Origin of the sequence: Geosporobacter ferrireducens (assembly GCF_001750685.1) — a bacterium.
GTDB lineage: Bacteria > Bacillota > Clostridia > Peptostreptococcales > Thermotaleaceae > Geosporobacter > Geosporobacter ferrireducens.
Genome location: NZ_CP017269.1, coordinates 5,051,026 through 5,077,625 on the forward strand (window position 1 = coordinate 5,051,026; position 26,600 = coordinate 5,077,625).

Sequence of the window (26,600 nt, forward strand, 5' to 3'; positions counted from 1 at the left end):
GTGATATTGTCAGTTTCTTTTACTAGATTTGCAGAGACCATTCATTGCAAAGAAGAAAAGCGTGTTGTTAGCATAACGGTGGAACTACTTTTAGAAGACTGCACTGGTACGGTTTATTTTACCGACATTCAAGCGCAAGAAGGAGACCGCTTGACGGGTTACACAATCAATACAGAAACCATGCTCCAGAAATTTAGGCAGAATAATAGCATTGTGCCTGTTCGTTTTTATAACGGAGTGGTTCGTAGTAGTGAAACAATCATTCTCTTTAATCTCGGTAAAACCTCAGCTGGTCTTGATTGTCACATTTACCCGATACAGGGTATGCAAGCAGGAGGTATTGAGTTATCTCAAGGAGCTGGAGCACATAAGGTTAAGTTTAAAGATTCCATAAACCCAGGAGACACACTTTCTCTTTTAGCCTCTACCAGGCAGTGTTTGAAAAATGGGAGCCCTTCTGAAAAAGAGGGCTTTTTTCAATACACCGCAGCTAGTGATAGTAAGCATGTGGTGAAGTTAGAAGATAGAAAATCTGCCAGGGTATTATTCGAGTTTCAAGAAATGCAGGAAGGAAGTGAACGCCCATGAGAGATTATTTAAAAGGAAAGCGGTGCATGGTTTGGAGTTTCATGGGCAATGCTCGTATGTACCAAGCCTTACGTGATTATGGTGATCGCTTGGATACCGTAGGGATTTTTACCTTTGAAGTAGATATTACCGGAACAATAACAGAAACAGGTACAAGCATCTCCAGCATGCTTACTTACATCAACCGATGGCCACATATCAAGTGGCTGCTTACAATCATGAATCATGGTACAGCATCCATTTTTACAGCCCTTAGAAATAATACTAATGGTGCGAAGGATAAATTCCTTACTGAGATTATTCGTATTATGAATAAATACCCTTGGTGCGCTGGAGTGGATATAGACTTAGAGCGTGGTGGTGGCTATGAAAATAAGGATGCGGCCAATGCTCTCTTTCAAGATATCTATAATACGGTTAAAGCATACAATCCATCTAAACTCGTGAATATTTGCTTACCCGGCATGACAGGGGTACAAGGCTCCGTTGGTGGTGAAAACTGGTGTGTTTATGAAGATTTAGATCCCTACTGCGATACAGCAGCAATCATGAGTTATGGCATGGCTTGGGCGGGTTCTGCACCGGGACCTGTATCCCCTAGGAATTGGCTGGAAGGGACCTATGATTATGCGGCTCGCGTAATGACTCCTGAAAAAGTGTTCTTTGGACTGCCTGCTTATGGTTGGAACTGGAGGATACACGATTCTCCTGCGAATCTAGGCATTACCTACCGAGGAATTTCCAACACCTATTATGCAGCCCAAAACTGGATGACTGGAGTCTATAACTTCACAAATGATGCTCCTCCCCAACCTCGTATTCCTATCATTGCGTATTGGGATGATTACGATAAGGTTCCTTGGGCTTTACCGCAGGTGTATGACTACATGGAAGGGTGGGATGCGGTTTCAAGAACGTATCCGTTAATTGGAGAAACCTATAACAGGCGCAGATATTTGACAGCTTATAGTAAACAGCAAAGAACTGAGTTTGGCACAATCTATGTAGACCGGACTGGAGGAAGTCCAGATAGCCATACTGGGAACGTGTCCGTTTCTACTCAAATGGTAACCCTTGGAGAAGGAGGCGAAGCAGAATATGAATTTGAAATAGCTACTGCCGGTGTTTATGATGTTGCATTCCGTATCTCTTTTCCCTTTTGGGATAAGAATGGTATTCATGTTGCTTTGGATGGTGTAAGTTCTACTTTTAGTGAGAATAGACTATGGTGGCCATATTGGCGCACAACTTGCTGGCTTTCCTTGTCTTCGGGTGTATATCTTTCAGCTGGCATGCATACGATCAGCGTCAGTGCGCTAGTACCAGGTGTACAGTTTTATGGATTTCGTGTATGCTCTAATTTCTCTGAGAGTCCTTCTGCAGGAGAGGCAGAATTTATGTTATCACCACGAATGTTTAAAGATGTTAACGGAGTGATGGCTGAACCGGATCGAGGATTTAAACTAACAACAGAGGTACTTCGTCGAAAAGCAGACTCTGCACTAGTTTGGTATGAAGACTTTAGGGATGACAACCCCTTACCATCTAGTTATTGGACAGCTTTAAGTGGACAGTGGCAGGTGTGGAGAAATCCTAATCAAACAACTAGTCGTCCCTACTCACAGCTTGATGGCTCAGGAGAGTTGGCATGGAATTATCAAGGGTTTTCAGATGTTCATTTACGAGCAAGAATAGCTTTTACACCGGAAGGAAATGGGCGAGCAGGGGTGTTTTGTGGGGACGTATTTTGCTGTCTGAATTTCAATACGCAACGCATCGAACTCTATAAGGGGTCTTCCCTGCTAGGTAGTACTGCCACTGGGATTATAAAAACAACTGAGGCAAATCTTCGTTCCAATCCGAGAATGTACACTATTGAAATAAGGATTAGAGGTAACTCGGTAAGGGTCTATTCAGGGGCAAGTAATACTCTTCGATTTAATGCAACCCTTAATGGGTTTTCAGGAGGTTATGCAGGGGTTCGTTCTGATGGTCGCATTCTTTGTGAACTATTAAGGTTGGGAGATGCTTGGGTCTATGAACCGTATGAAAGGTTTGATGTGATATTTCCAGGAGGAACGACCGTAGAGTATGGAAGGCTTTCAAGGACTGGTGTGACTTGGGATAATGAGTTTCAGGTATTCGCTGTAAATATTGATGTGGAGGAGTCTTCAACAAGAAGCCAAGACATCTCCATGGATTATGATTTCTTTCACTCAGGAGTCTTGCCACTTGTATGCGGAAATGATTATTCAGTAAAAGTCGTGCCTAAGGATATCAATGTTTGGATCTCTCGCCTATTTCTTGGAGATGCTGATGGTTTTTCAATTCTTTATTACCAGGACGTAGACAGCCTTGTTTATTGGGCAAATGAAGCGGCATATCGATGGAAGCTTAGAGGAATTGCCATTTGGTCTTTAGGACAGGAGGACATGAGATTATGGGAGGCACTGCCTAAACAAATATAAACGAATCAATTATAACGATCCAAGAGTGTTTGCGAAGATGCAGGCACTCTTTTTATATATTCAAAATCATGAAGGAGGTAAAAGTCATGAAGGAAATTTGGAACTGGGTACAAGTGGCACTAACTGCATTAGGCGGATTCTTGGGATGGTTTTTAGGAGGGTTTGATGGGTTTTTATATGCATTAGTTACATTGATGGTGGCTGATTATATCACTGGTGTCATGTGCGCCATCGTTGATAAAAAGCTATCCAGCGTGGTCGGTTTTCGAGGCATTTTTAAGAAGGTGCTTATTTTTGTAATGGTTGGAATAGGTCATATTATCGACACGAACCTTATAGGAGACGGTAGCATGCTCCGAACCGCCATCATCTTTTTCTATTGCTCCAATGAAGGGGTTTCCATGTTGGAAAATGCAGGGCGCTTAGGATTACCGATACCAGAAAAATTAAAGGATATTCTTGCTCAGCTGCATAACAAAGGAGGAGAGCAATAATGAATCTCAGAAAGCTTATATTTACAGAGAATGCCTGCTACAAGGCAGGAAGAAAGATTACACCAAAAGGCATCATGGTTCATAGCACCGGAGCGAACAATCCAAATTTACGCAGATATGTTGGACCGGATGATGGTCTGTTAGGAGTAAATCAATATAATAATCATTGGAATCAAGACAGACCAGATGGAAGACAGGTTTGTGTCCATGCCTTTATAGGGAAACTTAAAGATGGCTCCATTGCAACTTATCAAACCCTACCATGGAATCATAGAGGTTGGCATGCTGGAGGCGATGCGAATAATACACATATTGGCTTTGAAATCTGCGAGGACGGTTTGACCGACGCCTCGTATTTTAATGCGGTCTATAAAGAAGCGGTGGAGCTATGTGCATACCTTTGTAAGGAGTATAAACTCGACCCGATGGCTGCCGGTACGATTATCGGCCACTATGAGGGGTATCAACGAGGGATTGCATCCAATCATGCTGATCCAAGACATTGGTTTTCAAGATATGGTAAGAGCATGGACACTTTTAGAACAGAGGTTAAAAAGTTACTTTCAGCAGGTGAACCACCTGCTGGGGGCTCTGAAAATACAACCTATCCTGAAAAGCTGACTACAGGCTATTACCGCGTTAGAAAAACTTGGGCAGATGCGAAATCACAGCTTGGTGCATATCGTATCCTTTCCAATGCAAAATCACAGGTTGATAAAAACCCAGGTTATTATGTTTTCAACAACGAGGGTATGATTGTATATACCACCGGTAGCACCTCTTCACCAACTTACAAAGAGTATACGGTAGTTAAAGGTGATTCTCTCTGGGCAATTGCAGCCAAGCTACTCGGTAGCGGCACAAGATACACAGAGATTGTTAAACTGAACAATTTGAAATCAACGATTATCTATGCCGGTCAAAAACTGAAAATCCCTAACTAAGCATGATGCCCTTGGAGGTTTAAAACTTCCTTGGGCATTTTTTTTATTAAACCGTCAGATTTATGTATCTCCTGAGGCTACCAGGTAGAGGGCAACAAATAAAAGCGCCCTTTAGAAAGAGGTGATGGATATGAAGCACAATCTAAAAATTAGTGTTTCAAAGAAACCACAGACAGGTGGGATTGTTACTTACCGTAACTTTTCCGTGAGGGAGCGCATCCTTCGATTCCTTCTTGGGGGAAAACAGCGTGTAACGATTGTAATCCCCGGAGACAGCATCGAGGAACTCTCTATCTGTGAGATGACGAAAGGAGGAAATGACCTTGAGCAAAATAAAGTTACTGCTTGATGTGGTAAATGATATGCGAAGGCTTGCTGATAGCATACAAGCGGTTTGTGATGCAATGGCAGATAGCGATTCTGCTCCAAAAGAAACACCTACCACAAAGACAGAAAAAGCAAATGAGCCGGATATTTCGCTGGAAAAAGTGAGAATGGTACTTGCCGAAAAAAGTCAGCTTGGCTTTACCGCTGAAGTGCGGGGCATCATTGGGAAGTATGGTGCTGACAAGTTAAGTGCTGTTGATAAGGCTTATTATGCTGATATCTTGAAAGATGCGGAGGTTCTTGGGAATGGGTAATCATGCAATATTATCTGCATCTTCATCACACAGATGGCTTCATTGTTTACCATCTGCAAGGCTTGAACTTGAGTTTGAAAACACAAATGGAGAAGCAGCAAAAGAAGGTACAGCAGCCCATGCCCTCTCTGAACACAAGCTAAAAAAGGCACTTCGCATCAGGAGTAAGAGGCCTACATCAGAGTATGATTCAGATGAAATGGAAGAATGCACGGATGCCTACGTTGACTTCATCATGGAGCAGGTAGAACTTGCAAGAAAGTCTTGCACAGATCCTATCGTTCTTATTGAACAACGTCTTGATTTCTCTTGTTATGTTCCAGATGGTTTTGGGACAGGAGACTGTGTAATCATTTCAGATGACAGACTTCACATCGTAGACTTTAAATATGGACAGGGTGTGCTAGTTGATGCAGTGGACAATCCACAGATGAAACTGTATGCCCTAGGAGCACTTGGAATCTATGATCACCTGTACGACATTAAAGAAGTGTCCATGACGATCTTTCAGCCTAGAAGAGAAAATGTCAGCACCTGGACAATACCGGTGGAAGAACTAAAATGCTGGGCGGAAGAGGAACTAAAGCCCAGAGCTGACAAAGCCTTCAACGGTGAGGGTGAATACATCCCCGGTCCATGGTGTACCTTCTGTAAAGCGGCAAACAAATGTAGGGCTAGAGCCGAAGAAAAACTAAAACTTGCTGAGAAAGAATTCAAGATACCACCTCTTCTGACGGATGCTGAAATAGAAGAAATCTTACTTGTTCTTCCCGACCTTACCAAATGGGCAAATGAAATAACTGCCTATGCCACTGATGCAGCAGTCAATCACGGTAAAGAGTGGAATGGTTTTAAAGTTGTGGAAGGTCGCTCGGTTCGTAAGTATAAAGATGAAGAAGCCATCGCAGAAAAAGCTGTAGCAGGTGGATATAAGGATATTTACAGAAAGAGCCTTATTCCGATGACAGAGATGCAAAAACTGATGGGTAAAGCCAAGTTTGAGGAACTCCTTGGTGATCTCGTTTTCAAACCACCGGGTAAGCCGACTCTTGTTCCAAACTCAGATAAAAGACCGGCGATTAACGTAGTAAATGCTAAAAACGAATTTAACGAAATTATGGAGGATTAAATATTATGGCAAATATGCAAAACAAAACAAAAGTTATCACAGGTGTAAACTCAAGATTTTCTTACTTCCACGGATGGGAGCCTGTATCTATTAATGGTGGTGCAGAAAAGTACAGCGTATCCGTCCTTATTCCAAAGGATGACAAGGAAACCATTAATGCTATCCATGCAGCAGTTGATGCTGCCATTGAGGAAGGTATCGCAAAATTTGGTGGTAAGAAACCAAATAAGGCAGCCATTAAAATACCGCTGCGTGATGGTGATGTAGAGCGTGATGATGAGGCTTATAAAGGCCATTACTTCATCAATGCGAATAGCAAGACAGCGCCACAGATTGTAGACAAAAGTGTTAAGCCGATACTGGATCGTAGCGAGGTATACAGCGGTTGTTATGGAAGGGTTTCTCTTAACTTCTATGCTTTCAACTCAAATGGTAATAAAGGTGTAGCTTGTGGACTTGGTAACATTCAAAAAATTAGAGACGGAGAACCTCTAGGCGGTAAGACTTCTGCAGTAGATGATTTTACGACTCTTGTCGATGATGACTTCCTTGCCTAATAGAAACAATAAACTTGACGGTGGTGGAGGTCTTCCCTCTACCACCTTTTTTGATTTAGGAAAGGTGGTAGCTATGAAGAACTTAGAAATTGATATCGAAACCTATTCATCTACCAATCTACAAAAAAGTGGTGTTTATCGTTACGTAGAAACAGATGATTTTGAGGTGATGCTGTTTGGTTATGCGGTTGACGGTGATGAAGTTAAGGTCATCGATTTGATGGATGGAGAAAAGATTCCAAAAGAAATCCTAGATGCCTTAACCGATGAAGCCATTACGAAGTGGGCATTTAATGCTCAGTTTGAGCGAGTATGCCTTTCACGTTATTTGGGATATCCCACTGGGACTTATCTAAATCCTTCCTCATGGAAATGTTCCATGGTTTGGTCTGCCTATATGGGACTTCCTCTTTCTTTAGAAGGTGTAGGTGCAGTGCTAGGACTTGAGAAGCAAAAGCTGACGGAGGGTAAAGACCTGATACGATACTTTTGTGTTCCATGTACTCCGACTAAAACAAATGGTGGTAGGACCCGTAACCTACCCACTGATGAAATCGATAAGTGGCAAAAGTTCAAAGCATATAACAAGCGTGATGTGGAGGCAGAAATCCAGATACAACAAAGATTGATCAAGTTTCCAGTGCCAGAGGACATCTGGGATGAGTATCATCTCGACCAAGAAATTAACGATCGAGGCATAAAGGTTGATATGGATTTTGTTAAGCAGGCCATCGCTATGGATGACATCTCTCATGAAAAACTACTAACCGCCATGCAGCAGATAACAAATCTCGATAACCCAAACTCTGTACAACAGATGAAAAGCTGGCTTTCCGAAAACGGTCTAGAGATGGAGACCCTCGGCAAAAAGGCGGTTGCAGAGAAACTTAAGGAAACCGATGGTGAACTAAATGAAGTTCTTTCGCTACGTCAGCAACTGGCAAAATCCTCGGTAAAGAAATATACAGCAATGGAAAATGCGGTCTGTAGTGATTCAAGAGCCAGAGGTATGTTTCAGTTTTATGGAGCCAACAGAACCGGCCGCTTTGCCGGAAGGCTTGTGCAATTGCAAAATCTCCCTCAGAACCATATGCCAGATTTAAAAGAGGCGCGAACTATTGTCAGAAATGGTGATGTTGAAACACTAGAACTGCTCTATGAAGATATACCCGATACACTCTCACAACTAATTCGTACAGCCTTTGTACCAAAAGAAGGTCATAAGTTTATTGTGGCTGACTTTTCAGCCATTGAGGCTCGTGTGCTTTCATGGCTTGCAGGTGAGACATGGCGAACGGATGTATTTGCTAGTGGTGGTGATATCTACTGTGCATCTGCCTCACAGATGTTTGGTGTTTCCGTTGAAAAGCATGGTGTGAACGGTCACTTGAGACAGAAGGGTAAAATTGCTGAATTGGCACTTGGCTATGGTGGTTCTGTTGGTGCATTAAAAGCCATGGGCGCATTAGAGATGGGGCTTGAAGAGGAAGAATTAAAACCGCTTGTGAATGCCTGGAGAATGTCTAATCCCAACATCACACAGTTCTGGTGGGATGTAGATCGGGCGGCTAAACAATGCGTAAAGGAAAATAAATCACAAGAAACCCATGGCATCGAGTTTCATTGTCTTAGTGGCATGCTTTTTATCATTCTTCCCTCAGGTAGACGGCTTGCCTATGTAAAACCTCGAATCGGCGAGAATCAGTTTGGTGGTGAGTCTGTTACCTATGAAGGAGTAGGTGGAACAAAGAAATGGGAGCGTCTTGAAAGTTACGGTCCTAAGTTTGTAGAGAATATTGTTCAAGCTATATCCCGTGATATTTTGATGTATTCAATGAAGATGCTTAGTACTTATCGTATTGTGGCTCATGTCCATGATGAAGTCATTATTGAAGCCAATACTCAAATATCTGTTACTGAAGTATGTAAACAGATGAGTCAAGTGCCACCTTGGGCAAAAGGGCTGCTCCTTGATGCCGATGGCTATGAATGTGAATTTTATCAAAAAGATTAATGAAATCATCAGATTTCACCTCCTGCCATGGCTACTAGGTAGGAGGTGTTTTTCTATGAACATTTATGAAGTAAAAGATGGTTGTCCGTTAAAGGGTAAGACCGAGCAGATGACAGAGGAAGAATTACAAAAGGAATATGATTTTCACATAGCGGAGAGCATTGTCGCAAACCTATATAAAGAGGGCAAAATCACAGCGGATGAATTACACAAAATATCAGCCTTGAACAGGCAGAAATTCTCTCCCCGTTTAGCCGAGATTATGTCCTAAAAAGCTTGCTATTAATAGCTTTTAGAGTGATGTATGTAATGGGCGAAAGCGAGGTGAGATGATGAAAAAGATAACAAAAATAGATGAACTGCCCCAGGGACAACTACCTAATACGAAACTTAGGGTTGCCGCCTATGCCAGGGTCTCAACCGATAGTGATGAACAGCTTGAAAGCCTTAAAGCACAGCGTGAACACTATGAGCGCTATATTAAGTCTAATCCAGAATGGGTATTTGCTGGTCTTTATTATGACGAAGGGATCTCCGGCACCAAGATGGAGAAACGGACTGAACTGCTCCGTATGATACGAGATTGTAAGCAAGGTCGGATTGATTTTATTATCACCAAATCAATCAGCCGCTTTGCTCGTAATACAGTAGATTGTCTAGAGTTAGTAAGAAAACTGATTGATATCGGTGTTTATATTTATTTTGAAAAAGAGAATCTAAATACGGGTGATATGGAAAGTGAACTGATGCTTTCTATTCTTTCAGGGTTTGCTGCAGAAGAGTCTGCATCCATTTCACAAAACAGCAAGTGGTCCATTCAAAAGAGATTTCAAAATGGCAGCTATATTGGTACTCCGCCTTATGGCTATACCAATATAGATGGTGAAATGGTAATCGTCCCAGAAGAAGCTGAAATCATCAAACGTATTTTTTCGGAGTGCCTTTCAGGGAAAGGTGGAGGTACTATAGCAAGAGGTTTGAACAAAGACAAAATCCCAGCAAGAAGAGGTAATCACTGGAGTGCAGGCACGGTGATAGACATGCTCCGAAACGAAAAATACATGGGAGATGTTTTGTTACAAAAGACTTACACCGATAGTAACTACAACCGCCATCCAAACACAGGGGAAAAAGACCAATACTACTACAAGGATAATCATGAACCTATTATAAGTAGAGAAGACTTTGCTAAGGCACAAGATCTCATTGATGAAAGAGCCAAGATGAAGTGTAAGGGCGTGAAAAAGAACGTTTATCTTAATCGATATGCTTTAAGTGGCAAGATTGTCTGTGGAGAGTGTGGTCGCAATTTTAGGAGAAAGACAAACTACTCAGCTGGTAGGAGTTACATTGCTTGGAGTTGCATCGGTCATATCGAAGACAAAGAGAGTTGCTCCATGTTGTTCTTGCGAGATGGAGAAATAAAAGCCACATTGACAACCATGATGAATAAGCTTGCTTTCAGTCATAAGCTAATCTTAGAACCGCTATTCAAATCAATTAGCCAAATTGATGAAGAAAGCGACCGTGAAAGAATGGATGCTATTGATAAGCGAATGGAGCAACTCATGGAAGAACGCAACACCCTTATTACACTGATGGCCAAAGGTTTCCTTGAGCCAGCTCTTTTTAATCAGGAACGTAAAGTCTTGGATAGTGAGATAAAAAATCTTACAACTGAAAAAACAAACCTGGTAACGAACTCTACGAGTGGGGTTTTACGAGCAAACGATATAAAGGACCTCATTGATTACGTGTCAGCAGATAATTTTAATGGTGAGTACACAGAAGAATTATTCGAAGAATTTGTAGAAAACATCATTGTAAATTCCAGGGATGAGCTGACATTCAATTTGAAATGCGGTCTTTCCCTGAAAGAAAAGGTGGTGAGATAAATGGCATATATTCCATATGGATACAAAATTCAAGATGGAGAGGTTACTGTCGATGAAAAGGCAGCAGGTCAAGTAAAGGTATTCTTTGAGAAATACATATCAGGACTATCCCTTACAGTGGCTGGCGAACAGGCAGGTATTGATAAGACACACTCTGTGATGGGACGCATTTTGAAAAACGTCAACTACCTTGGAAATGATACGTATCCAGCAATCATTGATAAAGAGATATTTGATAAAGCTGAAGAAGTTAGAGATAAGCGTGCAAAGGATTTAGGACGAGTGGTAGAGCTTGCCGCTTTCACCTCTCCCCCTCCCAAAGAACGATTTAAAATGAGAAAGGCAGATAATAAGATGCCAGTTGATCCTTTTGAACGAGCAGAATACTTATATAGTCTGATAGAAAGCGAGGAATAAAGTGACAGAGAAAAATATAATGGTTATTCCTGCTCGTAAAAGAGTAGGAAGTACAGCCGCAAAAGAAAAGATAAAGAAACTTCGTGTTGCTGCCTATTGCCGTGTTTCTACAGAAACAGAAGAACAAAATTCTAGCTATGAGGTTCAGGTCGCACACTATACAGAGTTTATAAAAAAGAATACGGAGTGGGAGTTTGCCGGCATCTTTGCAGATGATGGTATCTCCGGTACGAACACTAAAAAGCGTGAAGAGTTTAATCGTATGATTGCAGAGTGCATGGACGGTAATATTGACATGGTTATTACAAAATCCATCAGCCGATTTGCGCGTAACACCCTAGACTGCCTTCAATACATTAGACAGCTCAAGGATAAAAACATATCTGTCTATTTTGAAAAAGAGAACATAAACACAATGGATGCCAAGGGTGAGGTTTTGCTGACTATTATGGCATCTTTGGCACAGCAGGAAAGCCAGAGCCTTTCACAAAACGTTAAGCTTGGACTACAGTACCGATATCAACAAGGAAAGGTACAGGTCAACCATAAACGGTTTATGGGCTACAGCAAAGATGAAGATGGAAATTTAATCATTGTCCCCGAAGAAGCTGAGATTATCAAACGCATCTACCGAAAATACCTTGAAGGTCAGAGTTTGGTAGGCATTGGTCAAGGTCTTGAAAAGGATGGTATTTTAACAGCAGCAGGAAAACCAAGATGGCGACCAGAATCAGTTAAGAAGATCCTTCAAAACGAAAAATACATCGGAGACGCTCTTCTGCAAAAGACCGTCACAGTAGATTTTCTTACCAAGAAGCGAGTTAAGAACGAAGGCCATGTTCCGCAGTACTATGTTGAAAATAGCCATGAAGCGATTATTCCCAAAGACTTATTCTTGCAGGTGCAGGAGGAAATTCATCGAAGAAGGAACATCTACACAGGAGCAGACAAGAACAAACGAATTTATAGCAGCAAATACGCTTTAAGTGCCATCACCTTCTGTGGAGATTGTGGGGATATTTACAGGAGAACATATTGGAATATTCACGGCAGAAAAGAATTTGTCTGGCGATGCGTGACTAGAATCGAGCAAGGACCTGAGGTCTGTAAGAATAGAACGGTAAAAGAAGATGAACTCTATGGTGCTGTAATGACTGCGACTAATAGGCTACTTGCAGGTGGAGATAACATGATTAGAACACTGGAAGAAAATATTCATGCAGTAATCGGTGACACTACAGAGTATCAAATTTCAGAACTTAACAGCTTGCTTGAAGAAAATCAGAAAGAACTAATCAGCCTAGCCAATAAGGGAAAAGACTATGAATCCCTTGCAGATGAGATTGATGAGCTGCGTGAAAAACGTCAGACACTCCTTATTGAAGATGCATCCTTGAGTGGTGAGAATGAGAGAATCAACGAGCTGATAGAATTTGTTCGTGACAACAAATATTGTACCCTAAGATATGATGACACGCTTGTAAGGAAGATTATCCAAAACGTTACTGTGTATGAAGACCACTTTGTAATAGGCTTTAAATCTGGCATTGAAATTGAAGTTGAATGAGAAAAACCCGTGATTCCACTGATAAAGGAGTCATGGGTTTTTTGATGGGTATGGGCGGTTGAGGCTTCTTCTCAATCTCAGTGCTTGAATGTGGAGTACATCATTTTATTTTCTAAATGTTCTTCTAAAAGTTTAGTGATTAGAACAAAGGAATCAAAAGCATCTAGGCCCGAATCCACTAATCTTTCAAAAACCTCATCGAAAATTTTTATTTCCATTAAATATCGTCCTTCTGCTATGTAATATTCATGATGAGCAGCTTGCAAGGCGGCTTGTCGAGAAAGTAAGAGTCTTTGATTAGAAGCTAACTATTGAGTTTAAGTCTGGGATGGAGATTGACGTAGAAATATAAGATATAGAGTTGGCATCCAATCAAGGGAGCTATTACCCGTTTGGCGGTTTTTCCACATGAAAACCTATGGTAGGTATTAATAATCAATATGCTACTCGTTTATTTGAATAAGTTTTTTAGAAAGAATTCACTTGAATAATTGTTCAAGTGTCTATTGACATCTTATCGATAAGGTATTACAATATACATATGAACACTTGAACAAGTATCCAATAAGTAAAAAACGAGGTGATAATATGGCACGTAAAATCCAACCAGTTGAAAAATGCGACTGTGAAGTAATACATGAGGAGACTGTAAATCAAGTCCGAGAAAAAATGCCTGAAGAAGAAACTCTCTATGACTTAGCAGAAATATTTAAAGTATTTGGAGATTCAACGCGAATCAAGATACTATGGGCTCTTGATGAAGCTGAAATGTGTGTTTGTGATATTGCTGTATTACTTAACATGACACAATCAGCAATTTCCCATCAGCTGAGAGTCTTAAAGCAGGCTAACTTAGTAAAAAACAGAAAAGAAGGTAAGGTAGTATATTATTCCTTAGTTGATGAACATGTAAGACAAATATTTGACCAAGGTTTAATTCATATCAATGAGTAATGAAATAAACCAGTTAAAATAGAATTGAATGTTTATTTGACTATATATGAATATATGAACATATAATTAAATATTCGAAAATTGGCAGAAAATACTCCAAGAAAAAACTTGGAATATATAATAAATAATATTTAGGAGGATGGATGTTATGAAAAAGAAATTTATATTAAAAGGATTAGATTGTGCAGATTGTGCAGCAAAAATGGAGAGAGCTATTAATAAGCTTGATGGTGTAAAGGAAGCTACAGTTAACTTTATGACTCAAAAGCTTGTTATTGAGGGCGAAGATGAGAAGATGTCTACAATTGTACAAGAGGCAGAAAAAATCGTAAGGAATATTGAACCTGATACTGTTATGAAAAAGGCATAAATGACTTTTAAACTAAAGATTAACTTTATATAAATCTAAATTTAAAAAAATATAATTAAAACTATATTTTTTAATAATCAAGATGAATATATATTCAAGTGTTCATGTTGAAGATAAATAGTCTAAGAATATTTAATGATAATACACAAATAATATAGGAGGATGAGTGTTATGAAAAAGAAATTTATATTAGAAGGATTAGATTGTGCAGATTGTGCAGCAAAAATTGAACATGCAGTAAATAAGCTTGATGGTGTGAAGGAAGCAACAGTTAACTTTATGACTCAAAAGCTTGTTATTGAGGGTGAAGATGAGAAGATGCCTACAATTATGCAAGAGGCAGAAAAAATCGTAAAGAAAATTGAACCTGGCACTGTTATGAAAAAAGCTTAAAGGGAGTGTGAAAATGAATAAACGTCTTTGGAGAATAATCATTGGTGCAATATTATTTATTGTGGCCATAGTAATTGATGTAAATATTGAATGGTTAAATATTGCTTTATATCTAATCAGCTACATAATTGTAGGTGGAGATATAGTTATGAAAGCAGTTAAAAATATTTTTAGAGGTAAAGTTTTTGACGAAAACTTTTTAATGTCTATTGCTACGATTGGTGCAATGTTAATCGGTGAGTATCCAGAAGGTATTGCAGTTATGCTGTTTTATCAAGTTGGTGAACTATTTCAAAGTTACGCAGTTGATAAGTCAAGAAGATCAATTGCCGAGGCTATGGATATACGGCCAGATTATGCCAATGTTAAAAAGAACGATGAAGTTATAAAAGTTGACCCTGATGAAGTACAAATAGGTGATATAATTGTAATTAAACCAGGAGAAAGAGTTCCTCTTGATGGTAAAGTAATTGAGGGAAATTCAACGGTTGATACATCAGCACTTACAGGTGAGTCTGTTCCGCGTGAGGTAGAAGTAGGGCATGAAATTCTAAGTGGATGCATCAACATTAATGGAGTTATTACTGCAGAAGTTACAAAGGAATATGGAGAATCTACTGTAAGTAAGATTCTTGATTTAGTTGAAAATGCAAGTAGTAAAAAATCTCAGTCAGAACAATTCATTACGAAATTTGCAAGATATTATACTCCAATTGTTGTAATTATTGCAGTTTTCCTTGCTACTATTCCGCCTCTTGTTATAGATGGGGCAACCTTTAGCGACTGGATATACAGAGCATTAACATTCCTAGTAGTTTCTTGTCCATGTGCTCTTGTAGTCTCTATTCCTTTAAGTTTCTTCGGTGGAATAGGTGGAGCATCTAGAAAAGGTATTTTAGTCAAAGGTAGTAATTATTTAGAGGCATTAGCAGAAGCTGAAATAATCGTATTTGACAAAACGGGAACACTTACAAAGGGTGTATTTAATGTACAGGAAATTCATCCAGAAGGAATTACTAAGGAAGAGTTATTAGAGTTAACTTCATATGCAGAAAGTTACTCAAACCATCCAATTTCTAATTCCTTAAAACAAGCATATGGCAAGGAAATTGACAATGGACGCATTTCGGATGTAGAAGAGATTTCAGGTCATGGCGTTATTGCAGCGGTTGATGGGAAAAAGGTTGCAGCAGGAAATATAAAACTTATGAAAAAGTTAAATATACCTTGCTATGAAGGTGAAGCTGTTGGAACTGTTGTACACGTAGGAATTGATGACAAGTATGCAGGTTACATCGTTATTGCAGATGAAGTTAAAGAAGATTCAGCTCGGGCAATTAAGGAACTTAAGGAAGCTAAAATTAAGCAAACTGTTATGCTAACAGGTGATACAAAAAATGTTGCATCAAAGGTTGCCAAGCAGCTTGGATTAGATAAGGTATACTCCGAGTTACTACCAGGAGATAAGGTTGAAAAGGTAGAGGAATTATTAGCACAGAAATCTGCAAAGGGTAAGCTTGCCTTTGTAGGTGACGGAATCAATGATGCTCCTGTTTTAGCCCGTGCAGATATTGGTATAGCAATGGGTGGTTTAGGTTCTGATGCCGCAATTGAAGCTGCGGATGTTGTAATTATGACCGACGAACCTTCAAAAATTGCCACAGCAATAAAAGTTTCTAAGAAAACATTAAGAATTGCTCGTCAAAACACAGTATTTTCAATTGGAATAAAAATAATTGTTCTTATTTTGAGTGCTTTTGGAATAGCTACTATGTGGGCAGCTATATTTGCAGATGTAGGTGTAACTATTATCGCAGTATTAAATGCTTTTAGGGCACTTAATGTTAAAAATCTGTAGCATTACGAAAATATAATTTTTTATCGCCGATTGGGAGTAGAATTTATCTTAATCGGCGAATTTTAATAGCAAGTAGAGTATATTGTCTTTAACGAGAAGCAAAAACGAGGAGGTTATATAATGAGCACTATTAATGAATGTTGCCATGGGCACAATACACAAAAAATAGAACAAACTAAGGTTCATTGTCCAGTATGCAATACAGAAGGTATTTCCGTTAGTAAAGTGACAGTTGAGCACTTAGTAACAGACGATTATCTCAAGTTAGTAGATGGGGAGCAATATAAGATTTGCATGAATGGAGATTGTAGTGTTGTCTACTATAACGTTGATAATGGGGTAAGATTCTTAAAAGAACAAGTTAAAGTTCCTGTCTGGTTTAAGAAAGATGCAGATCCTAAGTATGCTTGTTATTGTAGCGAAGTCACAGAAGGTCAGGTAATTGAAGCAGTTGTAAAGCATGGTGCGAAAACCGTAAAAGAAATAAATGCCATAACAGGAGCAATGAAAAATCCTAATTGTAAAGAAAACAATCCGTTGGGGGTTTGTTGTCATAAGATTATTCAGGAAGCTATCGATAAAGGCTTAAAAATGGAATAATTTCAACTGAATGTTAAAAATCTATAGTATAAGGAGAAAATTATGCAAACACTTATTTCAGCGTTACTTGTATTCATTTCTACATCGATTGACTATTTAGTTGTTTTAATAATTCTTTTTGCCAACCAAGGAACCCGAGGGATAAAATCTATTTATATCGGGCAATATTTAGGGACTGGTATATTAGTCGGGGTAAGCCTCATTGCTGCCTATTTCCTCAATTATATTCCTCAGGATTGGATGATTGGGTTTCTAGGTTTGATTCCTTTGGGTTTGGGGATTCGTTCGATATTTGTTGATGAGGATGTGGATGAAGATTCCATTGGAAATCAAATTAAAAACAATCAATCCCAAATTTTTGCTATTACAGGTCTGACTTTAGCTATGGGAGGAGATAATCTTGGGATTTATATTCCATATTTTACAGGAATGAATGTTGGTCAGATTGTTATAGTTCTTGCAGTCTTTATTATTGGCATATTCCTTCTATGCCAGTTAGCTAAAAGATTTGCTACTATCCCAATGATTGGTGGAATTATCGAACGCTATGGGCGTATTATTGTGCCCGTTATCTTTATCGGGTTAGGAATTTATATTCTTGTCGAAAATGGCACAATTAACTACCTGATTTCTTTTTATAATTGACTATATTCTTGATAAGTTCTTATAGTTAGTGTAAGTTTGAAAACCGAGATGCGCCACATTTCTTTTCGGTGAATTAGGTTTTTACAATAAACTCACACGAAAGTCTATAGTTGATTTGTTCCCACATACGTACACCCTTAGTCGATATGTTCCCTCGGAGAGAATTTCAGTCTAAAAAATACAGGCTGCTAATTCTTGACAGCTATCCCCTCCTCTCAAAACATGTGGAGTGTGTGGTGTTGATAGAGAGGAAGTAAGCTGATATCAAATCCTTTAAAGGATTTTAAGTGAAAATTGAAGTGTGTTTTACTTTTATAATTAAAGGTATTGAAAAGATAAACTTGTCTCATTGTCTATTTTCATTCTAAACAGATGCCCATTAGATCTCTTAGAGTTTCCCATGGAAAACTTAGTCACTTACTAATAATAGATGAATAATATATATCTAACACCAAATAGTTCCATATTAATGAGTGACCAAAAGGAGTTAAAAACTATGCATGTATTATTATCTGTTAAGGAAAAGTATAAATTCCAATTGATTAGCATTCCAGGCGTGGTTTCCGTGGGGATAGGTTATAAGTCTGTGAATAAAAAATATACCAACCAACTGGCTATAGTGGTGGGCGTTGAAAAAAAATTAACTAGGCCTGAGGTTGATCAGGAGGAAATGATTCCTGATTACCTGGATAATATTCCTACCGATGTGGTTGAGATAGGTAAAATAATTTTAGGAAACGCAAATAAGAGGGTCATCGAGGAACAGTCTCCTGGCGCGGAAGTAACCGATATTCGTAAATCAAAAGTCCGTCCGGCCCCTCCGGGAGTAAGCATTAGCCACTTCCGAGTGGGCTCCGGAACATTTGGAGCTGTTGTGAAGGGCTTTTTTCCCGGTGGTATAGCCATTTTAAGCAACAATCATGTGATTGCCAATAACACCAATGGATTGGATACCCGCGCCGCTATTGGTGATATTATTTTACAACCAGGATGGCTTTACGGCGGTAGAGATAATGAAGTAATCGCTAGGCTGGCAGCGTTTTCGCCAATTTTATGGATTCCTTTAGAAAAATATGGGCCTGGAGTTCCCATAAACCTGATAGATGCGGCTTTGGCCATCCCTTTAAAGCCCTTTCTCGTTACAGAGATGATATTAGGCCTGGGCCCAGTTCTGGGTGTAACAGATGCTGTTATAGGAATGCGTGTTTTTAAAAGTGGGGCGTCAACCGGAGTTACTGAAGGCTATATAAGTCAGATACACGCTTTTCTAGTAGTAAGATCCCGTCTAGACGAAACTAGAACAGCTTTGTTTGATGATCAGATTATCACCGAAAGGATTAGCTGTCCCGGTGACAGTGGTTCTCTTGTGTTGGACAGCTTTGGAAGAGCGGTGGGATTGCTTTTTGCCGCCAGTGAGACCCAAAGTTTTTTTAATCCCATTAAATATGTCTTAAAGACATTTAATGCAGGATTTTAAGTACATGGACCAATATATACGAACTGTATGTAAGGTGGTGTAGAAGGGGGGTGAATCCCCTTCTACTATTCTTCAAACGAATTAAGTCTATTATCTGCAAAAGGGGCATCGTTAAATTCATTTAGTACCCAGTCATTAGTATACATATGACTCCTCCATAAATATCTCTACTCTATATTTAGTCATTTTTATACTATTATATTTAGTTATCAAAGTTCAAAGTGAAACGGTAACAGTGATGTGCAATAAGTAAAATTAGTCGTGCTTGGGTTCATACAAGAAGATTTGATTTTAAAGCTCAAGGAATATGACGCGGAGTTGAGAATAACAAACATAAGGGGAGGGGCTTTAATGATATTTCTGATTGCTGTAATATTGCTAGTTTTCTTAAGTGCAATATATCACTTGTTTATGCTAAAGGTTGAGGCCAAGAAATATAAGCCCGCAGGGAAATTATTTGAGATTGATGGGCATAAAATGCATATTACCGGTAATGGTGAGGGAACACCGGTGGTTATCATGACTTGTGGCAGTGGAGCGCCTTCTGCATATACTGAGTACTGTAATATTGAACCCCAGCTTTCAAAAATAACACGGACATGCATATATGAAAGGCCCGGTTACGGATGGAGTGAGCCTGCTTCAACTCCAAGACATACTGAGCAAATTGTGGAGGATCTCCATAGACTTCTTGAAAAAGCTCAAGAAAAACCACCTTATATATTAGTAGCTCATTCATTAGGTGCTATGGAGGCTATACTATATACACACAAATATCCGGAGGAAGTAGCTGGTATCGTAATCATTGATGGTACAAGTCCATATAAACACATAAACTATCCGGAAAGCTCAATTCCTATAGTATTCTTGTATTTGCTGAGAGTTATTAATAATTTAGGACTTATTAGAATTGTATCGGAATTAAAACTAATCCCTTTACTAAATAGGAGATTAAGTGCTATGCCTAAAGACATAGGACCAGTTGAAAAAGCAATGATATATAGAAATATTTCTAATAAAATGATCATTAAGGAAGGAGACTCATTAAAAGAAGTTGCAGAAAAAATGTATAAAGTATTGAGTCTTAATGATATACCTTTGATTTTACTTGCATCAGACCATTCTATGAAAAACCTCCCAGGATGGGAAAAATCACAGAATAACTTGTTAGAATTATCAAGACATAGTAAATTGGAGATAATTAACGGCTCTAATCATATTTCGATCCTACAAGAACACAGTACAAAAATTGTCAAAGAGATTGAACTGATAATTAATACAATAAGACAAGAGCATAAATCGATGATTTGAGGTTCTAGTAGTAATGAATCTAAGATGGCTTAAGATGATTAATAATAGTTGGGGTGTAGAGGAAAGGCTTGCCACAGTGTTTGTGGTATTAAAAATATGGTAATATTGTCCTTACCAGGTCACGTGGAGACGGTAGTATTGATGACGAAATGTGGTTTAGACGAGAAAAAGTAGAGATTTACTACAAAATACTGTGGTTTGAGGCCGATTTTGAGGCGAAATATGGGCTCGAAAATGACGTTTTTTGACCCCGAAAAAAGAGTGAAAATATAGGTGACATCGGTTGAAACAAGAAAGCGGCATAAAAAAAGAGGCTAAGTTTGGTTAATAACACGACGACTTAACTTAGCCTCTTTCTGAATATATGAGGATATTCTATTGTAGCATAAATAATATTAGATTAGAACTTGATACCGAAATTACATACTGAGGAAGGTTACTACTCATTCTACAATTTCGACCAAGGGTTTTGTTTCTAATGGTCTGTATTCTTTATCGAGGGTATCTAGGTGCTTAAAAGCTAATTTTAAAGAAACTATGGCAATGAGGCTGGAAATGAGATCAGACAGTGTAGCAGCTCCCCATACACCGTTTAACCCAAAGAAATGAGGCAAAATGAGTAACAGAGGTATGAGTAAAAGCACTTGTCTCAAAAGTCCTAAAAAGGTCGCCTTCTTAGCTTCACCAATAGCTTGAAAATAGCTGGCTCCTACTATTTGAGCACTTATAAGAGGGAGTATTAATAAAAATAAGCGCATGCCATTACTTGCTTTCTCAATAAGATCTAATTCACTGGTAAAGATACTCGAAAGCATTACAGGAAAGGCTTGAACGAATATAAAAGTCATTGTACAGATCGATGCGACTGCAGTGAGCTCTAGCTTTAATACTTTTTTGACCCTGTCAAATCGTTTTGCGCCATAATTAAAGCCTATGATTGGCGCAGCCCCTTGAGTAATTCCCATAGCTGACATGAGGAATAGGACCATGACAGAGTTGATAATAGTCATTGCCCCTATTGCAACATCTCCACCGTATGTTTTGAGTGCATTGTTGGATATAATGCTGACGACCACTGAAGCTAACTGCATAGCAAATGCAGCAAATCCAATGCTTAGAATCGACTTAATAGTTACTAAGTGGAGCTTTAGTTTTTGCTTTTCAATTTTTATTTGACTCTTTTCACTTAGAAAATGTCCGATCACCATGATTGTTGTTACCAGTTGAGCCATAATGGTTGCCCATGCAGCACCGGAAATACCCATATCAAGTGTGAAAATGAGTATTGGGTCTAAGATGATATTTACAAGCGTTCCTACAATCACAATCATCATTGACTTGACTGGATGCCCTGTTGCCCTTACCACATTCACTAGTCCTACTCCTATACCTTGGAAAATAGCACCATAAAGGATGACTGTCATATAATCCAACGCATAAGGCATAGTCGAATCACTGGCGCCAAAGGCTTTTAGCATAGGGGCCTTAAATATAAGTCCTAAAAGTGTCATTAAGAGCATTAAGCCAGTGAGCAAGGTTATGGCATTGCCAAGTAACCTTTGAGCTTCATCTTTTTTATTTTCTCCAAGCTTTATAGAAATGAGTGCTGAGGCGCCTATGCCTACCAACGAACTTACCGCGGATAGGAGCATCATAAACGGTAAGCTCAGCCCTATACCAGTCATGGCAAGACCGCCAATTCTGCCAACAAATATTCTGTCCACTAGATTATATAGAGAATTTACAATCATACCACCAATGGCAGGAAGTGAAAATTTGAGTAAAAGTCTACCGACTGGCATTGTGATGAGTGTGTCTTTATTGGTTTCCATAATCTATTTCTCCTTTTTAATAGCTAAAATGGTATATATAGCATCGTTAATTTGAGTCTTCTTCACAATATTAAACCCAATGAATGCCAATGCTCTTTCAAGTTCATCTGAGCCAATACGAATGGCCATCGGTGGTCCTTCTATTACCTTGTCGTCCTTTTCATACTCTAGACATAACAAGTGGCCTTCTGTTTTAAGTACCTCATATATCGTTGAGAGAGCTTTTGAGAGCGAGCCCACTTCATGGAGTATTAAGGACGCCATAGCAAAATCAACACTTTCATTTTGAAGGCTTAAGTCTTCAAGATAATCTTGAATCAATTCAATGTTATTGAGTCCTTTTTCTTTTGCCTTTGTTTCAATGACGCTGAGCATACGCCTATCAGGATCCAGGGCGTACACTTTGTTGGATGTGCTCTCTGCCATGGGAATTGTAAAAAAACCTGAACCGGCGCCTACATCGAGTAAAGCATGGTCTTTTTGAATGGGCATTTGACCAATAAGCACTTCAGGTGGTATAAGTTTTTCTCTTTGCTTACTGTCTAAAAAGGCTATTTTGTTTAGAAATTTTTGATCCATAAAGAACCTCCTATTAAGTATATTAAAGACTATAAATATCTATAATTGTATTAAAAAATAAGCAGCATCTTTACTGCTTAAATTAACTTGCTCATGAATTAAACAATGTCATAAACGCGTTTTTCTTTAAGGTAGGTCACCATTTTCTCTTCGGCTTCTCTCATGACCCTTTCAATATGACAAGCATGACTTTCATCCAATTCACATGTGAAAAGTGCCCCGCTGCCTTCAATGGCTTGAATGACATCATAAAAGCTTATTTCGTCCTTCGGTTTTCTAAGACTATAGCCTCCATTAACGCCAGGGGTAGACTGAATGAGGTCCGCCTTGACCAACTGGGTAAGAATCTTGGATAAGTAGGTAGGTGATATATTCATGTGATTAGCCAGTGGTTGTAGGCTTAAATTGTCCTTGCCTTCTTGTTTAACAAAATAGGCCATGATATGCAAGGCATAATTTGTTGCTTTAGTATACTTCATGGTGTTTCCTCCAAAAGATATTATAGACTTTATTTATCTATTATTATACAGAATAGATTTTTCTTTGTCAATAATTATTTAAAGTACCGATTTAAATGTATTATTAAATAAAACTCCGAATTCGCTTGATATTATTGATTCACAAGATGTTTGGCTGAATCAGTTATAAATAAGTATTTAGAATTTATTAAATAAAGCCGAGGAAGATTAGAGTTAACAATGCGCATAATTATCTATATTATACTAAGAGAATATTAGCTTTTCATTAGTTATAACATATCAGGCGCCTCCTAGGGTGTTGGTTCTGCAAAATTAGTATTCCTAGGATTCAGGCGTCTGATTTTGTTGTTTTTATCCAGTTAGTTTTTGATTACTTGTAAAGTGGTGTTCACTAAGGTTTTTTGAAAAATTTGCCGATAAATATAGAGTTAGGCGAGAAACAATAAAAGCAGGAGGGATAGGTGTAATGTTGTCTTTTGTAACTGCGAGTAGAAGTAATTCAGATTTCATAGGTAGTGCATACCAGAAGCGTAACGTAAGGGAGAAAATGACTAGTACCAGTTTTGAGAATATATTTGCCACAAAAGGTGAAGGGGAAAAAAGTATTTCAAAAACAACTCTTACGTCTTATGATAGCATATCTAATTCTAAAAAGTATTATTTCGATGCCGTAAGAAATTCAAAGGAAACCCAGTATAATGTAACTAATCTTTCTGGCTACACAAAGTATGAAAAAATGTTAGAGGAATATAATGCATTAACGGAAAGCCAAGAGAGTGAAACAAGTACAAATATAATTGTAAAACCGGATGGTTCAAGGGTTTTGGTAGTGACAATGAATATTGGTGGTATGGAAACTACCATGAGCATGGAAATTTCTAAGCCGACTGAATTCCCGAATGAGCAAGCGGTTGATGATACCGAAACAAAACAATTAGGCCAGGGTATTGCGGATGAGGCAGAAGTAATGGTAAATCAGTAAAAAGGAACTGAGGAGTGTTAGTTTTACAGAGAAGGTGGGTGGAAACATGGACATGCAATCATTAGAAATACGAAGCAATTTGCCTATAATCTCAAAAAATCAGAACACGGAAAGTGTTCAAAATGATTTAAAGGTAGAAAAGAATTTTGGCAAGGCGTTAAGGGAAAAACAGATTGACAGCATAAAAGAAGATATTTTTAATAGGTTTAATATTAATGTTGGTGCTATGAGCGGGAAAGTGGAGTGCCATATTCCTGAAGATGTATTATACAGAATGAATACAGATACCGCATTAAAGAAAAAGGTTTATGATATGCTGTCTGATTATAGTAGCGACAAGTTTAAAATGACAATGCAAACACTTAATCCTCCTGTAAAAAAATGCATATTAATTTTCGATGATACTGGGGAAGTAACTGCAACATTAGAACCAGATGTGGCAAAAGAGAGTACCGGAACTTCGGGAGACTCAAAGAACAAAAAAAAAGCAAGAGCGATAAACGAAATAAGAGTGTTCTTACATAATGACATACAAGAGTTATATATTAGACCAGAAACATGCGGAGTTATATCGGCGGGATACAAAAAGAAAGATATAGATTAGAAACATAATCCCACAAAGTATATGAAGTTCTGCCGCACTTCGAGACAAGTTGGCCCGAAGTGCGAGCGATAGCCGGGGGTTCCATATACGCCCTGTCCGCTGATGAAAGCGGACTGTCTTTGCGGCTTTTTCTGCCGCAAATTCCCGCCCGCTTTCCTGCCGCTTCAAACACCCTTGCCATCTATGGTGGCAGCGGCATTTTCGCGGCAACGCTGACAGAGCGTATAACACACTACACTTTGCTTCGCAAAGTTGTGTGCCAAAAGGGGCGTTGCCCCCTTTGGATTCCCCCACAAGAAAAGGCGATACGCTGCCCCTCTGCGCGGGGTGCATATCGCCTTTTCTTGTTATCAGCCCTTCGGGCTGTATTGGCACAGGCAAGGTAAGCGTGAGTTGTAGTGTGGTATCTCTAACTATGGGAATCCGGCTTAGGGTGTCCTGATTTATCGCTGTGGCCAGAACTGTCTGCTATTTTGGGCGTTGATATGAAACCGATGATGGAGGGTGAAATTACACCAAACAAGCCAGACCGCGGCAATATTGACAAAGTCCGGTTTTATGTCTGTCCTTCCTGTGGAAATATTCTGGTTAGCACAGGAAGTGCCTCTATTTTCTGTTGCGGAAGAAAATTAGAATATATCTTACTTACGGATACATCTATTGTACCCAAAATCACAGTAAAGGAAATAGATACTGATTACTTTGTCACCTTTGACCATCCTATGACCAAAGAACATTATATTTCTTTTGTTGCTTATGTTAAAAGCGACAGAGTATTTTTGAATCGTTTGTATCCAGAACAAAGTCCAACTTGTAGGTTCCCGATAACTAATGGTGGCAAACTATATGTTTATTGTATTAACCATGGTTTAGTGGTATATTCAGATAATCTATAATGGTGTCTAAAGCAGGGCTCGGTATTAACATAATTAATGAGGTTATCCGTAAAACCCTTTTCTCTATTCCTGTTGTGTCGGAAACTCATCCTTATGCTGTGAGCCTGATTGAAAAAGCGCAAGACGAGAAGGCTGACTTCCTATATCATGCACCTACCTTTATTATTGTCTCTAATCTAAAAGACAACATAGAGATTATTAGGCATGAGTTTCATTTCTAATGATGATATGTTTCCGCATACCACGGCTTCAAAAACTGACTAAAGACATTAATGCCATCAACTTAAGGCACGTGAAGGGCGTAGTATTGATAGAGAAGAAATAAGTTGATATCAAAGGCTTTAAAGGATTTCAGGTAAATATGGATGTGTGTTTTATGTTCCCTCAGACTATAAGTTTGGGGAATTTTGCTTTAGGGGGTCTAACTTTTACGTAAAACGCAAGGAATACTATGGAGGAGTAGAGCGTTATTACCAATTTAATGCTTTATTATGAAAAAGACTCTTTCCTTATATTGACAACTATACTACTATGCAGTACAATATAGCCAAACTATTATGCGGTGCAAGGTAGGTGAAAGGTATGGTAGATCGTTCCCAATTAATGCGTGGGACGTTAGAAGGGTGTATAGTTAAGATCATAAGTGAAGAAGAAACATATGGTTATGAAATAGTATCTCGGCTAAGAACTTATGGATTTGAAGACGTAGGGGAAGGTTCAACTTATCCTATTCTAGTACGACTTGAGAAAAAGAAAATAATATCTTCTATTTACAAAGAGTCTCCCCTTGGACCAAAGAGGAAATATTATTTTTTAACTGATATGGGAAAAGAATTTTTAAGAGAGTTTGAAATTGTATGGAATAATGTGAAAAATTCTGTAGATAGAATAATGAAGGGAGAATGA

At 38.8% G+C, this 26,600-nt stretch carries 28 protein-coding genes; 25 read left to right on the forward strand and 3 right to left on the reverse strand.

Translation table 11 applies throughout. From position 1 onward, the window contains the following. Window positions 1-6: 6 nt before the first annotated feature. The 21 genes from Gferi_RS23655 to Gferi_RS23755 all read left to right on the forward strand — a co-directional run bounded on the left by Gferi_RS23655 (window position 7) and on the right by Gferi_RS23755 (window position 20,322). On the forward strand, window positions 7-588 hold the full coding sequence (locus Gferi_RS23655; protein WP_069980590.1) for a hypothetical protein: 582 nt from the start codon (window positions 7-9) through the stop codon (window positions 586-588). After that, a complete protein-coding gene (locus Gferi_RS23660) occupies window positions 585-3,056 on the forward strand; it encodes a glycosyl hydrolase family 18 protein (RefSeq protein ID WP_069980591.1) in 2,472 nt (823 codons plus the stop codon). Before Gferi_RS23655 ends, Gferi_RS23660 begins: the two co-directional genes overlap by 4 nt. Before the next feature lie 86 nt (window positions 3,057-3,142). Continuing rightward, a complete protein-coding gene (locus Gferi_RS23665) occupies window positions 3,143-3,550 on the forward strand; it encodes a phage holin family protein (protein ID WP_069980592.1) in 408 nt (135 codons plus the stop codon). Beyond that, window positions 3,550-4,494 carry an N-acetylmuramoyl-L-alanine amidase gene (locus Gferi_RS23670; protein WP_069980593.1) on the forward strand — a complete coding sequence of 315 codons (945 nt, stop codon included), beginning with the start codon at window positions 3,550-3,552 and terminating at the stop codon, window positions 4,492-4,494. The genes Gferi_RS23665 and Gferi_RS23670 overlap by 1 nt, the downstream gene beginning before the upstream one ends. A gap of 130 nt (window positions 4,495-4,624) precedes the next feature. Further along, complete coding sequence (locus Gferi_RS23675; RefSeq protein ID WP_069980594.1) at window positions 4,625-4,843, forward strand: hypothetical protein; 219 nt, start codon at window positions 4,625-4,627, stop codon at window positions 4,841-4,843. Beyond that, on the forward strand, window positions 4,812-5,135 hold the full coding sequence (locus Gferi_RS23680; RefSeq protein WP_334292684.1) for an rRNA biogenesis protein rrp5: 324 nt from the start codon (window positions 4,812-4,814) through the stop codon (window positions 5,133-5,135). Before Gferi_RS23675 ends, Gferi_RS23680 begins: the two co-directional genes overlap by 32 nt. After that, window positions 5,128-6,264 (forward strand): DUF2800 domain-containing protein, encoded by a 1,137-nt coding sequence (locus tag Gferi_RS23685; RefSeq protein ID WP_069980596.1) that lies wholly within the window; start codon window positions 5,128-5,130, stop codon window positions 6,262-6,264. The genes Gferi_RS23680 and Gferi_RS23685 overlap by 8 nt, the downstream gene beginning before the upstream one ends. Before the next feature lie 5 nt (window positions 6,265-6,269). Then, window positions 6,270-6,821: a DUF2815 family protein gene (locus Gferi_RS23690; protein ID WP_069980597.1), complete on the forward strand. Its 552-nt coding sequence runs from the start codon at window positions 6,270-6,272 to the stop codon at window positions 6,819-6,821. A gap of 73 nt (window positions 6,822-6,894) precedes the next feature. Continuing rightward, on the forward strand, window positions 6,895-8,835 hold the full coding sequence (locus tag Gferi_RS23695; RefSeq protein ID WP_069981584.1) for a DNA polymerase: 1,941 nt from the start codon (window positions 6,895-6,897) through the stop codon (window positions 8,833-8,835). 55 nt (window positions 8,836-8,890) lie between these two features. Further along, entirely contained in the window at window positions 8,891-9,106 is a 216-nt protein-coding gene (locus Gferi_RS23700) for an SHOCT domain-containing protein (protein ID WP_003762658.1), read from the forward strand. A 58-nt stretch (window positions 9,107-9,164) separates the two neighbouring features. After that, window positions 9,165-10,730, forward strand: coding sequence for a recombinase family protein (locus Gferi_RS23705; protein WP_330389497.1), 1,566 nt, complete (start codon window positions 9,165-9,167; stop codon window positions 10,728-10,730). Then, on the forward strand, window positions 10,731-11,147 hold the full coding sequence (locus tag Gferi_RS23710) for a recombinase (RefSeq protein WP_069980599.1): 417 nt from the start codon (window positions 10,731-10,733) through the stop codon (window positions 11,145-11,147). A gap of 1 nt (window position 11,148) precedes the next feature. After that, the gene (locus Gferi_RS23715) at window positions 11,149-12,714 is read left to right on the forward strand and encodes a recombinase family protein (protein ID WP_179948113.1); all 1,566 of its coding nucleotides are present in this window, start codon (window positions 11,149-11,151) and stop codon (window positions 12,712-12,714) included. 588 nt (window positions 12,715-13,302) lie between these two features. Continuing rightward, window positions 13,303-13,668 (forward strand): ArsR/SmtB family transcription factor, encoded by a 366-nt coding sequence (locus Gferi_RS23720; RefSeq protein WP_061106158.1) that lies wholly within the window; start codon window positions 13,303-13,305, stop codon window positions 13,666-13,668. A 148-nt stretch (window positions 13,669-13,816) separates the two neighbouring features. After that, window positions 13,817-14,038: a cation transporter gene (locus Gferi_RS23725; protein WP_061106156.1), complete on the forward strand. Its 222-nt coding sequence runs from the start codon at window positions 13,817-13,819 to the stop codon at window positions 14,036-14,038. A 171-nt stretch (window positions 14,039-14,209) separates the two neighbouring features. Beyond that, complete coding sequence (locus Gferi_RS23730) at window positions 14,210-14,431, forward strand: cation transporter (RefSeq protein WP_061106154.1); 222 nt, start codon at window positions 14,210-14,212, stop codon at window positions 14,429-14,431. A 13-nt stretch (window positions 14,432-14,444) separates the two neighbouring features. Further along, a complete protein-coding gene (locus tag Gferi_RS23735; protein WP_069980600.1) occupies window positions 14,445-16,289 on the forward strand; it encodes a heavy metal translocating P-type ATPase in 1,845 nt (614 codons plus the stop codon). A 120-nt stretch (window positions 16,290-16,409) separates the two neighbouring features. After that, window positions 16,410-16,889 (forward strand): Csac_0668 family 2Fe-2S cluster-binding (seleno)protein, encoded by a 480-nt coding sequence (locus Gferi_RS23740; protein ID WP_061106147.1) that lies wholly within the window; start codon window positions 16,410-16,412, stop codon window positions 16,887-16,889. A 42-nt stretch (window positions 16,890-16,931) separates the two neighbouring features. Then, complete coding sequence (locus tag Gferi_RS23745) at window positions 16,932-17,534, forward strand: CadD family cadmium resistance transporter (RefSeq protein WP_003762639.1); 603 nt, start codon at window positions 16,932-16,934, stop codon at window positions 17,532-17,534. A gap of 496 nt (window positions 17,535-18,030) precedes the next feature. Further along, on the forward strand, window positions 18,031-19,011 hold the full coding sequence (locus Gferi_RS23750) for a chymotrypsin family serine protease (RefSeq protein WP_069980601.1): 981 nt from the start codon (window positions 18,031-18,033) through the stop codon (window positions 19,009-19,011). 351 nt (window positions 19,012-19,362) lie between these two features. Next, the gene (locus tag Gferi_RS23755) at window positions 19,363-20,322 is read left to right on the forward strand and encodes an alpha/beta hydrolase (protein ID WP_069980602.1); all 960 of its coding nucleotides are present in this window, start codon (window positions 19,363-19,365) and stop codon (window positions 20,320-20,322) included. A 443-nt stretch (window positions 20,323-20,765) separates the two neighbouring features. Here the strand turns inward: Gferi_RS23755 and Gferi_RS23760 are convergent, their stop codons facing one another. The 3 genes from Gferi_RS23760 to Gferi_RS23770 all read right to left on the reverse strand — a co-directional run bounded on the left by Gferi_RS23760 (window position 20,766) and on the right by Gferi_RS23770 (window position 23,212). Then, entirely contained in the window at window positions 20,766-22,154 is a 1,389-nt protein-coding gene (locus tag Gferi_RS23760; protein ID WP_069980603.1) for an MATE family efflux transporter, read from the reverse strand. 3 nt (window positions 22,155-22,157) lie between these two features. Continuing rightward, the gene (locus tag Gferi_RS23765) at window positions 22,158-22,733 is read right to left on the reverse strand and encodes a class I SAM-dependent methyltransferase (protein WP_069980604.1); all 576 of its coding nucleotides are present in this window, start codon (window positions 22,731-22,733) and stop codon (window positions 22,158-22,160) included. Window positions 22,734-22,831: 98 nt separating this feature from the next. Further along, entirely contained in the window at window positions 22,832-23,212 is a 381-nt protein-coding gene (locus Gferi_RS23770) for an RrF2 family transcriptional regulator (protein ID WP_069980605.1), read from the reverse strand. A 466-nt stretch (window positions 23,213-23,678) separates the two neighbouring features. Here Gferi_RS23770 and Gferi_RS28950 point away from each other — a divergent pair, with 466 nt between their 5' ends. The 4 genes from Gferi_RS28950 to Gferi_RS23795 all read left to right on the forward strand — a co-directional run bounded on the left by Gferi_RS28950 (window position 23,679) and on the right by Gferi_RS23795 (window position 26,600). Beyond that, on the forward strand, window positions 23,679-24,194 hold the full coding sequence (locus Gferi_RS28950; RefSeq protein WP_069980606.1) for a hypothetical protein: 516 nt from the start codon (window positions 23,679-23,681) through the stop codon (window positions 24,192-24,194). A 46-nt stretch (window positions 24,195-24,240) separates the two neighbouring features. Then, on the forward strand, window positions 24,241-24,798 hold the full coding sequence (locus Gferi_RS23780) for a hypothetical protein (RefSeq protein ID WP_069980607.1): 558 nt from the start codon (window positions 24,241-24,243) through the stop codon (window positions 24,796-24,798). Between the two features lie 485 nt (window positions 24,799-25,283). Then, the gene (locus Gferi_RS23785; protein WP_236932651.1) at window positions 25,284-25,694 is read left to right on the forward strand and encodes a hypothetical protein; all 411 of its coding nucleotides are present in this window, start codon (window positions 25,284-25,286) and stop codon (window positions 25,692-25,694) included. 582 nt (window positions 25,695-26,276) lie between these two features. Next, window positions 26,277-26,600, forward strand: a complete 324-nt coding sequence (locus Gferi_RS23795) for a PadR family transcriptional regulator (protein ID WP_069980609.1) — start codon at window positions 26,277-26,279, stop codon at window positions 26,598-26,600.